Origin of the sequence: Rossellomorea vietnamensis NBRC 101237 (genome assembly GCF_001591825.1) — a bacterium.
Taxonomy (GTDB): Bacteria; Bacillota; Bacilli; order Bacillales; family Bacillaceae_B; genus Rossellomorea; species Rossellomorea vietnamensis.
Window position 1 is genome coordinate 1 of record NZ_BCVQ01000073.1, and the last position, 13,883, is coordinate 13,883.

At 45.3% G+C, this 13,883-nt stretch carries 17 protein-coding genes; 11 read left to right on the plus strand and 6 right to left on the minus strand.

The annotated features are described in order from the left end of the window. Window positions 1-450: 450 nt before the first annotated feature. A complete protein-coding gene (locus BVI01S_RS20780) occupies window positions 451-873 on the plus strand; it encodes a cell wall hydrolase (protein ID WP_034765031.1) in 423 nt (140 codons plus the stop codon). Between the two features lie 24 nt (window positions 874-897). After that, complete coding sequence (gene gerQ, locus BVI01S_RS20785) at window positions 898-1,368, plus strand: spore coat protein GerQ (RefSeq protein ID WP_034765028.1); 471 nt, start codon at window positions 898-900, stop codon at window positions 1,366-1,368. Window positions 1,369-1,417: 49 nt separating this feature from the next. On the opposite strand, the gene BVI01S_RS20790 is transcribed toward gerQ, so the two are convergent. The 4 genes from BVI01S_RS20790 to BVI01S_RS20810 form a co-directional block, all read right to left on the minus strand. Continuing rightward, on the minus strand, window positions 1,418-1,789 hold the full coding sequence (locus tag BVI01S_RS20790) for a DUF423 domain-containing protein (protein WP_034765025.1): 372 nt from the start codon (window positions 1,787-1,789) through the stop codon (window positions 1,418-1,420). A 15-nt stretch (window positions 1,790-1,804) separates the two neighbouring features. Beyond that, complete coding sequence (locus tag BVI01S_RS20795; protein ID WP_061811428.1) at window positions 1,805-2,098, minus strand: YwdI family protein; 294 nt, start codon at window positions 2,096-2,098, stop codon at window positions 1,805-1,807. Between the two features lie 288 nt (window positions 2,099-2,386). Beyond that, the gene (locus tag BVI01S_RS20805; RefSeq protein WP_061811429.1) at window positions 2,387-3,058 is read right to left on the minus strand and encodes a uracil-DNA glycosylase; all 672 of its coding nucleotides are present in this window, start codon (window positions 3,056-3,058) and stop codon (window positions 2,387-2,389) included. Window positions 3,059-3,073: 15 nt separating this feature from the next. After that, entirely contained in the window at window positions 3,074-3,832 is a 759-nt protein-coding gene (locus tag BVI01S_RS20810; RefSeq protein ID WP_244886965.1) for a DUF4230 domain-containing protein, read from the minus strand. A gap of 133 nt (window positions 3,833-3,965) precedes the next feature. On the opposite strand from BVI01S_RS20810, the gene BVI01S_RS20815 reads away from it, so the two are divergent. The 7 genes from BVI01S_RS20815 to BVI01S_RS20845 all read left to right on the plus strand — a co-directional run bounded on the left by BVI01S_RS20815 (window position 3,966) and on the right by BVI01S_RS20845 (window position 9,114). Next, complete coding sequence (locus tag BVI01S_RS20815; protein WP_034765014.1) at window positions 3,966-4,316, plus strand: YflT domain-containing protein; 351 nt, start codon at window positions 3,966-3,968, stop codon at window positions 4,314-4,316. 156 nt (window positions 4,317-4,472) lie between these two features. Then, on the plus strand, window positions 4,473-5,276 hold the full coding sequence (pdxK, locus tag BVI01S_RS20820) for a pyridoxine/pyridoxal/pyridoxamine kinase (RefSeq protein ID WP_061811430.1): 804 nt from the start codon (window positions 4,473-4,475) through the stop codon (window positions 5,274-5,276). 185 nt (window positions 5,277-5,461) lie between these two features. Further along, entirely contained in the window at window positions 5,462-5,809 is a 348-nt protein-coding gene (locus tag BVI01S_RS20825; protein ID WP_061811431.1) for a YojF family protein, read from the plus strand. 34 nt (window positions 5,810-5,843) lie between these two features. Next, entirely contained in the window at window positions 5,844-6,527 is a 684-nt protein-coding gene (gene bshB2 / locus BVI01S_RS20830) for a bacillithiol biosynthesis deacetylase BshB2 (RefSeq protein WP_034765006.1), read from the plus strand. Window positions 6,528-6,698: 171 nt separating this feature from the next. Continuing rightward, complete coding sequence (locus BVI01S_RS20835; protein ID WP_061811432.1) at window positions 6,699-7,427, plus strand: ABC transporter ATP-binding protein; 729 nt, start codon at window positions 6,699-6,701, stop codon at window positions 7,425-7,427. Continuing rightward, complete coding sequence (locus BVI01S_RS20840) at window positions 7,417-8,433, plus strand: ABC transporter permease (protein WP_061811433.1); 1,017 nt, start codon at window positions 7,417-7,419, stop codon at window positions 8,431-8,433. Before BVI01S_RS20835 ends, BVI01S_RS20840 begins: the two co-directional genes overlap by 11 nt. 33 nt (window positions 8,434-8,466) lie before the next feature. Further along, window positions 8,467-9,114: a TetR/AcrR family transcriptional regulator gene (locus BVI01S_RS20845; protein ID WP_061811434.1), complete on the plus strand. Its 648-nt coding sequence runs from the start codon at window positions 8,467-8,469 to the stop codon at window positions 9,112-9,114. Window positions 9,115-9,158: 44 nt separating this feature from the next. On the opposite strand, the gene BVI01S_RS20850 is transcribed toward BVI01S_RS20845, so the two are convergent. Beyond that, complete coding sequence (locus BVI01S_RS20850) at window positions 9,159-11,549, minus strand: immune inhibitor A domain-containing protein (protein WP_061811435.1); 2,391 nt, start codon at window positions 11,547-11,549, stop codon at window positions 9,159-9,161. A 368-nt stretch (window positions 11,550-11,917) separates the two neighbouring features. Here BVI01S_RS20850 and BVI01S_RS20855 point away from each other — a divergent pair, with 368 nt between their 5' ends. Then, a complete protein-coding gene (locus BVI01S_RS20855; protein WP_061811436.1) occupies window positions 11,918-12,712 on the plus strand; it encodes an SDR family NAD(P)-dependent oxidoreductase in 795 nt (264 codons plus the stop codon). A 51-nt stretch (window positions 12,713-12,763) separates the two neighbouring features. Here the strand turns inward: BVI01S_RS20855 and BVI01S_RS20860 are convergent, their stop codons facing one another. After that, window positions 12,764-13,108, minus strand: a complete 345-nt coding sequence (locus BVI01S_RS20860; protein ID WP_061811437.1) for a hypothetical protein — start codon at window positions 13,106-13,108, stop codon at window positions 12,764-12,766. A 610-nt stretch (window positions 13,109-13,718) separates the two neighbouring features. Between BVI01S_RS20860 and BVI01S_RS23300 the strand changes: the two genes are divergently transcribed. Then, the coding region (locus tag BVI01S_RS23300; RefSeq protein ID WP_156477371.1) for a transposase at window positions 13,719-13,883 on the plus strand (165 nt) is incomplete at its 3' end.

Consider the following 13,883-nt stretch of genomic DNA (forward strand, 5'->3'; position numbering starts at 1 on the left):
TTCAATCAACTTCCAAGTAGGAGTTTTTATTTGAGATAACAGCATTTTCAAAATGCATTTGATTTTGGCTCCTTTAGAAGAACGGCTATTTTCTTTCAGACGTTCTTCCCCCATTTGTAAGCTTTGTCACACCTTTCATAAAGTTGTGTGAGGGGTAAAGAAAGCACTACATAAGTAAAAGCACAGAGTGGATTGAAGCGGAAGGCACTTGACTCCTGCGGGAATAGAGGAAAGGTCGAGACCCCGCAGGGCTTGCCCGAGGAGGCTCGACTTCCTCCCCGCCGGAAAGCAAGTGCCTGAAGCGGAAAGGAACGGTCCACCTTCCAATCAAACACTTATTTTAACAACCCATTCCCCCTCCCCCATTCAAAAAACACAAGAATATATTATTCCCACACAACATAGACATGAAATAGTGAGACATAGCATCTCCTAAAGTGAGGTGGGAAGATGGCTGTTATTCCTTATAACGAGAAGGAAGTAAAGCTCCTGGCTCGATTGATGAGGGCTGAGGCCGAGGGTGAAGGACAACAAGGAATGCTGATGGTAGGGAACGTCGGGGTGAACCGGGTCCGATCCGATTGCCTTGACTTCAAGAAACTGGCGAATCTTCAGGACATGGTGTTTCAAAGCCCTGGTGGATTCGAGGCCACCCAGAAAAGCTATTTTTATCAGCGGGCCCGGCAGAAAGAGATCGATTTGGCGCGAAAGACCATTAAAGGCGGCAGATATCACCCTGCATCTTACTCCCTTTGGTTCTTTAAGCCCGCCGGGAATTGCCCTGCCGAGTGGTATAACCAGTCCAATGCGGGACGATTCAAATCCCACTGTTTCTATCAACCCACTCAAGGTGATTGTCCGAAAGTATATTAATCTTACTTAAAGGAGGTATTCGGTTTGGCGAACCAATCAAACCCGTATCAAGGGTATAATCAATCTGCTTATAATCCTTATGGTCAGTATTACGGTGGTGGGCAAGGTCAGGGACAATACTATCCCCAGCAGCAAGGTCAAGGTGGTGGAGGGTATCAGATTCCTTCCCCTACGAATGCCCCGGCGCCTTCTCAAAATGTTCCGGGAATGCTTCCGATTGAAGAGTCGTATATCGAGAATATTCTCAGGTTGAATAAAGGAAAAGTCGCAACGGTTTATACGACGTTTGAAAACAATAAGGAATGGAATGCGAAGGTGTTCAAGGGGATCATTGAAGCCGCCGGTCGGGATCACCTTATCCTGAGCGACCCGCAAACCGGTACACGGTACCTCATTCCGATGATTTATCTTGATTACATCACATTTGATGAAGAAATCGAGTATGAATATCCATACGGTGCTGGAGGCTCCATGCAAAGCTATTCCCAACGCTAAAAAAATACCCTGTCAGGAAATCCTCTTCCTGACAGGGTATCTTTTTTATTTATAACGTTTTCGCTGCGAATACGATCAAGAGTACCCAGGCGACGAGGAAGCTGACTCCTCCAAGCGGTGTGATCGCCCCAAGGATCTTCACTCCTGAGATGCTCAGTACATAAAGGCTTCCAGAGAAAAGAATCGTTCCGATCAGCATCAGCCAGCCTGACCAGGAAAGCAGCGATGTCGGCGTGACATTCCCCATCAGCACTCCGACGATGATGATCCCGATCGCATGGAACATTTGATAAAGGACCCCTGTATTCCACGTATCGATGTACTTCTGTGAGATCTTCCCTTCTAATGCGTGGGCTCCGAAAGCTCCAAGTGCCACGGATAAAAAGGCGTTGATGGCACCGATAATGATAAATGTTTTCATGTTGATCCTCCTAGGTTAAAAGTCAAATAAAGAATTGCCATTTGCTCCGTCATCCGTTTCGAGAGGCTCTTCCTTCTGAATGGAAACGGGCTTCTGAACCGGCTGTGATTCCTGGAAATACGGCATGGTTTGCTGAGGTTGGGAATACGTGCTTTCAGCGGATGTTCCGTTGTTCTCCTCCAGCAATACTTCACATAGTGCTTTTATTGAATAAACATGCTCACGGATCTGCTGGGACTTTTCAGCAGACTTCGCTTTACCGAGTTCATGTTCGATTTTCTTGATTAATGATTGATGTGGGATATTCACAATGATTGACTCCTTCCACAAGGTCTACAGTATGTACGTCTTTATCCTAATTCTTATTGAAGGATTTCGCAAATATCATCTTTGTTTTGCCTTGAATTTCATGCATGGACTTCCGGAGGATTGAAAAACCACAAGGGAAGGCATCGCCTTTGTTTTAAATCCGTAGCCCTTACATCCCCGCGGATGAGCCTGCTCCCACGTGGTATAAAAATACTGGCATTGAAAACAGTTGATCCTTTCTTCCTTTTTCACAAAGCTTCCTCCCTCAGTGTTTCACGTGAAACATCCCTACTCTATACACCAGTCGATCGCATCCATTCCCTGTTCACGAAGATACCCGTTCGTTTTTGAATACGGTCTGCTTCCAAAGAAACCGCGGTGGGCCGATAACGGGCTTGGATGGGGAGCCGTGACGATGTAGTGCCTGGTAGAATCAATCAACGACTGCTTTGCCTGGGCAGGCTTCCCCCATAGCAAAAACACCACCGGCTTCTCCCGTTCATTCAATATGGAAATGACTCGATCGGTGAACCGTTCCCACCCCTTCCCCCGATGGGAATGGGCCTTGCCGTCCCCGACGGTCAGCACGGTATTTAAAAGGAGGACACCCTGTTCAGCCCATTTCACCAATGAGCCATGTTCGGGAATCGGACATCCCATGTCATCGTGAAGCTCTTTGTACATATTTCGCAGGGAGGGAGGGATTTTCACCCCTTTTTTCACTGAAAAGCTCAACCCCTCTGCCTGATTTGCCCCATGATACGGATCCTGCCCCAATAAGACAACTTTTACGTCCTCATAGGCTGTATAGTGAAACGCGTTGAAAATATCGTGCATGGGTGGATGAGTGAGGTTCGTTTGATACTCGCCTTTCAGCCATTCACGTAAATCCCGGTAGTACTCCTTTTGAAGTTCATCTTCCAGAACGCGTGCCCAATCATTTTGAAAAATCGCCGACACTTGAAGACACCCTTTCTAGTTTTGAAATTCAATCGTCACATCGTATCCTAATTGCTCAAAGAAGCCCTTCAATGACTTTTCAGCATTTTTTTCAGCCGCTGAAAGGAGCCCCTGTTCAATCGCTTCCTGACTGATTTGATCCTTCGCCACTTCCGCAAGGGCAAACCCTTCATTCCAATCCACATCATTCCGGAAGATCCCTTCTACAGAGAAAGTTTTAATATTGTCCGTATCAATCGACGGCTCCTGAAGGATTTCAGCGCGGGGCAGTGTTAATTGAATTTCTTTCTTCTCTTCATCTACTACTATATCCTTCTCATCAATTCCTTGTAAATCGACCCCTGCAAGAACAGTCCCGGGCACCACCATCAGAAGCTTCCGTTTCGTACCGGGAAGGTCCGCATTGATTTCTTTCCCGAATAATTGATTATCTTCCTGCTCGATCACAGCTTTCACAAATCCTTGAGCCGTAGCCAGTGAACTCATCTCTTGAATCCGTTCTACAAATGAACCCTTTTCTTCTGTAAAAGTAGAGCCCGATAACAAGGAATAAACCCCTATCGCTGCTCCTCCCACCACTAGCAAGAACAATAATAGAAAGAGTACGACTTTCCTTTTCCAAAAAGTCAGGAATGTGTTGGTCCATCCCCGACGCCTGCTGCTTCTATTTTCAATGACCAAAGAGGCACTGGTTTGTCTTTCAGTCGCCTTCAAATCCTCCAAAATCGCTTCCATTTCTTGTATTTTCTTGTATTGACTTGTCAAATCCTTCACCTTCCTCTCTTCTATTATAGGAAATAATGTAGAATCTTGGAAACAATTATTATACTTCTATATTTTGGAAAGTTTGAAGTTAATCCTACCGGGAAAAGAAGGGACAAGACATAAAAACATGGAGGTAATGATCATGTACAAGGTTCAAACAGTTGAAAATGCAGTAGAAGCTAAAAAGGAAATTGACATGTTCACCAGTGAAGGCTACACGAAAGATGATATTTACGTATTCGCTCATGACAAGCATCGCTCTAAACACATCACCGAAGCAACAAATACGGAATCAACCGGTATTAAGGAGCAGGGAATTCTTGAATCCATGGGGAATATGTTCAACAGCCGCGGAGATGAACTGCGTTCGAAAATGAAGGCTGTAGGGATGAATCAGGCAGAAGCCGATGCCTATGAGGAAGAACTTGATAAAGGCAAGCTTGTCATCGTGGCTTCCAAAGAAGCAACGAATAATAATGCGAAACCTTTCTAAGTTGGTCTAACAGCTACCGTAAAGACGTCGATGGATTTTCATCCGGCGTCTTTTTTGTCGTCATCCATAGTCAAAAGGATTTGTATTTAACCGTCCGATATTATATTCTTTAGTCAGACTTTTACAATGAAACGAACTCACAGGAGGAATGCAGCCATGAAAAAGACACTTACAATAGCCGGATCCGACACAAGCGGAGGCGCCGGGATCCAAGCCGACCTTAAAACATTCCAGGAGCACGGCGTATATGGTATGACAGCTCTCACGACCGTTGTGACCATGGATCCGAACAATCACTGGCACCACAACGTCCATCCATTGTCCATCGATACACTGGAAGCACAATTGGAAACGGTACTGTCTGTCGGAGTGGATGCCATGAAGACAGGTATGCTTGGCACCGTTGAAATCATCGAGCTTGCAGCAAAAAAAATCGATGCATTCGGATTAAATAAAGTGGTCATTGACCCCGTCATGGTATGTAAAGGCGAGGATGAAGTCCTCCACCCTGAAACCACTGACGCCATGAGAGAACATCTCTTGCAGCGTGCGACCGTTGTAACGCCTAACCTGTTTGAAGCTGGGCAGCTTGCTCAGACGGGTCCGATCAAAACGATTGATGAAATGAAAGAAGCAGCCAAGAAGATTCACGACCTGGGAGCGAAAAACGTTGTCATCAAAGGCGGAAAGCAATTAAAGCACGATAAAGCATTGGATTTATTCTTTGACGGGAATGAATTCACCCTGCTTGAAGAAGAAAAAGTGGACACGACGTATAACCACGGGGCTGGATGCACGTTTGCGGCAGCCATCACCGCAAACCTTGCCAATGGACAAGACGTGAAAGAAGCCGTCACAAACGCCAAATCCTTCGTCACTGCAGCCATCAAACACGGCTTCAAACTGAACGAATATGTGGGACCCGTCATGCACGGAGCTTACAACCGCTTCAATAAATAATTCTTTCCCGGCCAAGTGCCAGGCACAAATCAACTCTTTCGTGCCTGGCACTTTTTTTGAGGGACGGACCTCTCCACTCGCGCATCCCCTGCCTCCTCAATCATACTTTTCGCATTCATTCATGAATTTTAGTAAGATAGTACATAATGGTTAAGAGTCTTTTCTGTATTTAAGGAGGAAAAAGAATGGAACTAATCAAGATTGCCGATGTGCAGGGAATCATCACCCAGCTTGCCCGTCAGGACGTTTATATACATTTAGAAACCACCAATGGAGCCTACGCTTCACATTTCAATGAAGGCTTCTTCTCCGCGGGAGCCTATATACGCAACGCGAAAGTGAACTATGAGCACGGAAAAATCATCGGGGACGGACCTTACCGTGTCGGCCTGAAAATCGAACTCGGCTGGATCTATGCCGAGGGTCTGACTCATTATGAATTCGATGAACAGAGACGCCTGCTGCTCGCTGGACATGGCGGGGACGGGAAACTCGCCGTTGCCCTTGAAATCAGTCCGACCCCTTTCAAGTAAACTACTTCAACCTATAAATAAAGGAGAGGTCAAAATGGAAAAAGAAAGACAGGTACTGGTCATCTTCCCTCACCCGGATGATGAAGCATTCGGTGTATCAGGGACCATTTCCACCCACGTGAACAATGGCACGCCCGTTACCTATGCATGCCTCACATTAGGGGAAATGGGAAGGAACTTAGGGAACCCGCCATTCGCGACACGGGAATCCCTTCCTTTAATCCGGAAAAAAGAGCTGCAAAAAGCTGCCGATGTGATGGGGATACAGGATCTTCGCATGATGGGTTACCGTGATAAGACCCTTGAGTTTGAAAATGATGAAAAGCTTTCAAACATGGTGACCGAGCTGATCGAGGAATTAAATCCGTCCCTCATCATCACGTTCTACCCGGACTACTCCGTCCACCCGGATCATGAAGCAACCGCCAGAGCCGTCGTCCGGGCCGTCAGACGCCTTCCGAAAGAATCAAGACCGAAGCTTCACTGCCTGGCATTCTCAAAGAATTGTGAGGAAGAATTGGGCAAACCCGATATCTTTGTTGATATCACACCTGTGAAAGACCAAAAAATCGGTGCCATGAAGGCGCACATCTCCCAAACGGCCTGGATGCTGAAGGATCTTGAAAAAGGGATTCAGCAGAATGACCCTGAATCATTGAAATGGGTCACCGTTGAACGATTCTGGAGCTATCAATGGGAAAATGACAACGTGAAATAATCTTTTGAAAAGAGTTTGAGCCAATGGCTCAAGCTCTTTTTTTATTGTCCTCTTCTATAAATAAATTTAGAGAATATATTTGTAGTGAGTGATTACTCACTTTACAAAAGAACGTACATAGATTATATTATAAGTGAGTAATCACTCATTATTTTGAAAGGTGTGATGCATATGGATTCCATCCTCCAACTAAAGAATCTGTCGAAGTCATTCGGCTCTCAGGAGGTACTCAAAAATGTTTCCCTCAACATCCCCAAAGGGAAGATCTATGGTTTATTAGGCCCTTCCGGTTCTGGGAAAACGACGTTAATCAAGCTGATGATTGGTCTTGAAACGCCGTCATCCGGCAGTGTCAGCTATAAAGGAAACAAACTGAAAGCAAGAGACCTGTACCCGAACATCGGTTATATGGCTCAATCCGATGCACTGTACGATGAGCTGACGGCCAGAGAAAACCTCTCATTCATGGCCTCCCTGTATGGATTAAAGAAAAATGAACGAAAAGCGCAAATCGAAAAAGTGATGAACACCGTTGATCTTTTGGAACACCTGAACAAGCCGGTCCATCAGTATTCAGGCGGGATGAAACGAAGACTCTCCCTCGCCATCGCCCTCCTTCATGACCCTGAAGTCCTTTTTCTTGATGAACCGACCGTCGGGATCGATCCCGTCCTGCGAAAAGAAATCTGGGACAGCTTTCACCGCCTGAAAGAAGAAGGCAGGACGCTGATCATCACGACCCATGTCATGGATGAAGCCGAAAGATGCGATGTACTCGGTCTCCTTCAGCATGGGGAAATCATTTCAAGCGACACGCCTGCCGGGATTAAAGAAACGTACGGAGTCACTTCAATTGAAGATGTCTTTTTGAAAAATGGAGGTGTTTCCGTTGAGAATTAGAGGGTTTGTCATCCGTATCCTTCAGCAGCTACTCAGGGATAAACGCACATTGGCCTTGATGTTCCTGGCCCCACTCCTGATCCTCAGCATGCTGTCGCTTGTTTTTAACTCTGAGGATTATGACGCAAAGGTCGCCATCGTGGATCTGCCTCAACAGCTGGAGGCGAAGGTTAATACAGAGGATTTTCAAGACTATCCAAGTCCCGATAAAGCATTGAAGGACATTAAAAGTGGTGAACTGGATGGCTATATTTCATTTGAAGATCCCACTTCTCCATCGATCGTCATCGAAGGAAGCGATCCCACTGTCAATGGGGCCGTCATGAAAAAGATCCAGACCTTGTTCCCATCTCCTTCACAAAACCTGACCGATGAAGTGAAGTATGTGCACGGGAGTAAGGATATGGAGATGTTTGACTCCTTTGGGCCCGTCCTCCTTGGATTTTTCGTCTTCTTCTTCGTCTTTTTAATAAGTGGAGTCTCCTTTTTAAGAGAGAGAACGACGGGGACACTTGAGCGATTGCTTGCTTCTCCCATTAAAATCTGGGAAATGGTCGTCAGTTACGTCATCGGCTTCGGGATCGTGACGCTCCTTCAGGCATCCTTGATTTCGTGGTACTCGATTTATATCCTGGACATGATGATGAAAGGGAGTTTTTTCAACGTATTGATCATCATCGTCTTGTTATCGTTCACCGCTCTTACTCTCGGAATATTGCTGTCCGCTTTTGCTAAAAATGAATTACAGATGATGCAGTTCATTCCGATCGTCGTGGTTCCTCAGATTTTCTTCTCGGGATTATTCAATTTAGATACCATTTCCGAGTGGCTGAGCTGGATCGGGCCCATCACCCCGCTTTATTATGCAGCTGATGCATTAAGGGACGTCATGATCCGCGGCTATTCATTCGGGGACCTGCTCTTGAATCTATCCGTGCTGATCGGTTTTTCTCTACTCTTTATCGTCCTTAATGTTGCAGCCCTCCGAAAATACCGTAAAATATAGGGTAGGAATGAACGACAAGTTAGGGGTTTAAAAATGTCTGAAGAAAAAAATATATTCAAACAGTTATTCGACCAGGAAGAAACACTGACGGATAAACAGCAGAAAATTGTGGAGGCAGCCATTGAGATGTTCTCCGAAAAGGGCTATGCCTCTACCTCTACCAGTCAAATCGCCAAAAAGGCGGGCGTCGCAGAGGGAACCATCTTCCGCCATTATAAAACGAAGAAGGACCTGCTTCTTTCGATTGTATCGCCGACGATGGCTAAACTGATCGCACCTTTTGTGATCCGGGATCTCAATAAGGTCCTCGATGCGAAATATGAGCGCTATGAAGATTTCTTGAAAGCGATGATTCTGAACCGGCAGGAATTTTTGAAAGAGAACATGGCCGCTTTTAAAATTCTGATACAAGAAATACCCTTTCATCCCGAGCTTAAAGAACAGTTTCGGGAGCATATCGGCGAAAAGGTATTCGAGAAATTCGTGAAGCTCGTTGATCATTATAAAGAAAAAGGACAGATCATCGACATGCCTTCACACGCAGTCGTACGATTTTCAGCCTCAAGCATCTTTGGACTGCTCTTGGTCAGGTACCTCTTCCTTCCTGAAGCCGAATGGAATGATGAAAAAGAGATCGAAATGACGGTGCAAATGATTGTAAACGGAATCGGGAAAGCGTAAAAAAAAGGCGACCTTGGAGAGATTTCCAAGGTCGCTTCTCTTTATTATTTGTGGATCCAAACTGCACCGGCAGTATTGTCTTTCGCCTCGCCAATGACTTCAAATTTCAGTCCATAGTTTGGCGTTTTCCGTCCGGCATCTGGAATTAAATTGTTCATGTATGTTTTCGAATCATCGAAGGCACGTACTCCAGCCAGTCCTTTGTAATCAAAGATCCCACGGGATGGAGAGTCGATATACCAATCAGGTGCCTTGTCTAACGAGAAGGCCGCGTCTGCTACTTGGTAGCGGGTACTTTGATAGGTCGAAGGAGCACCGTTTCTCGTTCCTAAGATCGCTTCCGGATGGGAATCAACAACTCCAAGGAATCCTTCACCCGGATGAACACCTACCCAGTTGTCCGTGAAGCTGTCGTCACCGTACCAGACGACTAATCCAGTATTATATTTTACTCCGCGGGAGAAGGCTAATGCTTTGTCAGATCCTGCATAGTTTCTCCATTCGAGATAGTAATAGTGGTCTTTTGTATCAAAACCGTTGGAAACGACGAAGCCGTCTGTTGTAAATTTCGGTTCACCTTCCGCATCGTCTGTAAAGACTACATTACCATCTATCTTCAATGTTGCATTATCCATCGCAAAGCCATCAAGGGCAAGACCGCCATCTGTTACATACTCAAATAAGATTTTCACTTTATCGCCCGCAAACTGACTTAGATCGTATGATTTATCAACCCATTGACCCTTAGTGGATTCCGCACGGGCATCCCCGTCTGTATCGTCATTACCTAATACGTCCAGCTCAATCTCTTCACCCGTTTCCGTTACAGCAGTGACATACAAATAATCATAGTCATACTCGATATCATAAAGGGTTTTAAAATCAAGCGAAGCCGTTGTCGCACCCGTCAAATCAAACTCAGGAGACACCAGTGTCGTATGAAGGTCATCACCCTTCGTACTATAATAATACTTCTCACCAAATGCCGGCTGAATTCCCTTTACTTCTTTTTGGGGGAGATTAACTTTTACAACACCTGGGTTCTTTGATTTCGTTACACTTTGATCAATAATTGTAGCCAGCCCATTTTTATCGATATCTTCATAATTTATTTCAGTCATATTGGCCCAGTTTCCACCCATTGTCTTCTGGAAGAACTCCTTATTCTGAGGAGAGAAGCTTGTCGGCGCCGTTCCTGCAATGTTACCATTCCAGCTGCCGCCACTCATGATGGACCAGGAAGCAATTGGCTCACCTTGGCCGGAATACTGGGTATCATATTCATCCGGTAAGCCTAAATCATGACCGAATTCGTGGGCAAAGACTCCGACCGCTCCGTCTTCTGGTTGGATGGTATAGTCAAACGCTGCCATTTGTCCACCCCAGTATGGTACGGCCGCTTGGGTTCCTGGCACTTTATACGGACTATTCCCTACTACCCAGCGGTGAGACCAGATCGCGTCATCACCCAGAGCACCCCCGCCAGCTTCTTGTCCCGTTCCGGCATGTATGATCATCAGATGATCCACTAGACCGTCAGGCTCGTTTTGGTTGCCGTCTCCATCGAGATCGTATTGGTCAAAAACGTCATATTGGGATAAATCCATTCCAGATGCCACTGCTGCATTCAATGCATCTTTAACCAAATCACGAGGACCTTTTGGTGCTAAATTATCATGTCCCCCATTTGGATTGTCATCACCATACTCTTTTGCCGTTCCAGGCACGGATAACCACTCAGATACAGTACCGTCCAACGTATAGCTACCTCCGGACTGTTCTTCATAGAATTGCTTAAAGGTTTTTACTTTCTCACCATTAAACAATTTGAAATCTTTATCTCCGAACATTAACTTTTCATAATGCTCTTTATTGAAATCATCGGAGTACATGTAACCTTCTTCTTGCTCAACGTTATTATGCTTGAAGTCAGCAAACTCGGTTAAGAGTACTAATACCTTATCTGTACGCACATCCCCCTTGTATTTAGCCTGTTTCGCTGAATCTACTTTTACAGATTCGGTAGGCTTCCCCTTTTTGAAGTTGGCATGACCTTTTTCAAGCTGTTTCATCAATTTATTTTTTTGTTTTTTTAGGAAGTCTTTTGTCTTTTTATCCATTTCATCCTGCTTTGTGGTTTCGGACGTTTTCGTCCCTTTCACATTCTTTTTCTTGTTTATGTACTCTTTTACTGCTTTCTGAATTTCTGAAGAAGAGGCATTTTTTGAGATGACTCCTTTATCCTGTAGCGCCTTTGCCAAGCGGTCTTCGTTAATAATGTTTAAATCAATCGGTGCCGATTCTATCGTAGTGTCCTTAGCCGCCGCAGGTACGACCCTGGACCCGGCCACGCTACCTGCAAACAATGTGGAAGCAACAATGGTGGTGGCCGTGATACTTGTCAAAACTTTTAATGCCGATTTTTTCTTCCTCAACTGATTCACCCCTGTAAATTGATAGAGTACTAGATTCGTTCTTTTTGAAGAACAAGCTGATCATATCAATTAGTCTGAATATTGTAAATACTAGTGATAAAACTAGTCAAAAGATGTGAAAATATTACAATATGTGAGCCAAATTCCGTCGGTAATTCGGCATTGAGCGAGGGTTCAGGTGTTTTCAATTGTCCATCCCAACGTTTATTTTCAATCCCACTACTTTTATTATCAAAAATCTATTTTTATTTTCAAATCTCAACCTTATATTCTCAAAAACGGAATTTTATTTTCAAAACGGCCCCCTTCCGTTTCCCGCCTCCCCCCATCGGGTAAAAACGTACTATACATCACAAGGAGGTAATAGAATGAGTTTCCTTTTTCATGAAAGCACGTTGAAAGATCAGCATATCCTCATCACCGGTGCCACTGGCGGCATTGGATATGAAACGGCGAAAGTAGCCGTTCAAGCGGGCGCCAGGGTGACGATTACAGGGAGGAATGAAGAAAAGCTGAGTGAGCTGAAAGCAGACTGTCAGGATCCGGGCAGGGTCTTCCTCTATAAAGCGGATCTGACAAGTACGGAAGACCGCGAACAGCTTCTAACTGCGGCAAGAGAACAGAATGGCCCCATCACAGGTCTCGTGAATTCAGCCGGGATAGGCGGCGGTGACCTGGTGGAGAAACTATCACAAGAAGATGTACGAAAAATCATGGAGCTAAACTACTTCTCACTGGTCCAGCTTTCCCAGGCCGTCTATAACCAAATGAAGGGCGTAGAAAAAGGAGCGATCGTCAACATCTCTTCCCTTTCCGGACTGAGAGGCACCCACGGAAACAGTGCTTACAGTGCGTCCAAGTTTGCAGTGACAGGGTTCACACAGGCCTTTGCCCATGAAGCGATCGAGCACCGTATCAGAGTAAACGCCATTTGCCCTGGATATGTCGATACAGAGATGGGTCGAAACGCTATCAAATCCAAAGGGGAGCGGGAAGGCAGAAGCTATGAGGAACAACTGGAGATCGCAAAGGGCAGCATTCCTTCAGGAAGATTAACTTCCCCTGTGGAAGTCGCAAACACCATCGTCTATCTATTAAGCGATGCTGCGGAAAACATTGTCGGGGAGTCAGTCAAAATTTCAGGGGGCAGCGTCATGCGCTAATCTCATGAAGAAACGGGCAGGGGTTTGTTCACCCTTGCCCGTTTCCCGTTTCTAGCTGCCCTCTTGAATCTTCTTTTTGATTTCATCAATGTATTTTTTCTTTTCTTTTTCATTGGTGAGCTGGTCATTGTTTTTATCCTGGAGGTATTTCTGAAGTGCCTTCTCAATCTCTTCATGTGTAGCGTCTTCCGCTATGACCCCGGTCTTCTTTAGCATCTCTATGATCTTTTCATCGTTGGCGAGAACATCGATCTTGCTCGCAGGCTGGTCCGTTTCGGCAGCAGGGACATCCGAATTGACTTCAGTAGAATCCTGGTCGTTCTTCCCATCGTCTGCAGCACATCCACCCAGCAACAAACCTCCCAACAGTAAGGCGAACACCCATTTACCACTCATCCCATCACTTCCCTTTCATAGAGAATGAACCTTGTATACTATATTATATAAACTACCCTTCAACACCTTTATTTAAAGCTTAATCTTAAAATCAATATAGCCATTGTTTCACTCACTTCCTGTTTTACCCTTTGGACGAGCCGTGGCGTGAATATGGACCGTTCCTTTTCGCTGCACACACCTTCTTTCCTCGGGGAGGAAGTCGAGCCTCCTCAGGCTAAAGCCTTGCGGGGTCTCGACCTTTCCTCTATTTCCCGCAGGAGTAAGTTGCCTTCCGCTTCAATCCACTCTGTAATTCTATATTCTGACAGACTTATGACGATCAATAAAAATCTTAATGACTATCCACCGGGAATTTAATTATTTGGTATTGTACAATGCGGGGTATAAAAGAAGGCAAGGGGAAATAAAATAATTACCCACCAATTATATAAGATTATGGTACAGATCAATATTAATATTCTTTTTAAGAAAGTTAGCTTAGAAGTTGATTGTAGCGGAAGGTGCTCGACTCCGACGGGAATAGGGGGAAAGTTGAGACCCCACAGGGCAAGTGAGTTGCACCCCTATTGTTGGACACCCCAATCAACAATAGGAGGTGCCAGCACGTATGGCCAAGTTTACTCAAGAATCTAAACTGAAAGCTGCTAAACGTTATCTTAATGAACTCGTTAGTTATCGAGATCTTGCCAATCAAGTGGGGGTTGATCAATCTGTTCTGCGCTATTGGGTGATGTTAGTTCGTCACCACGGGGACCAAGCATTTACCTTTCCC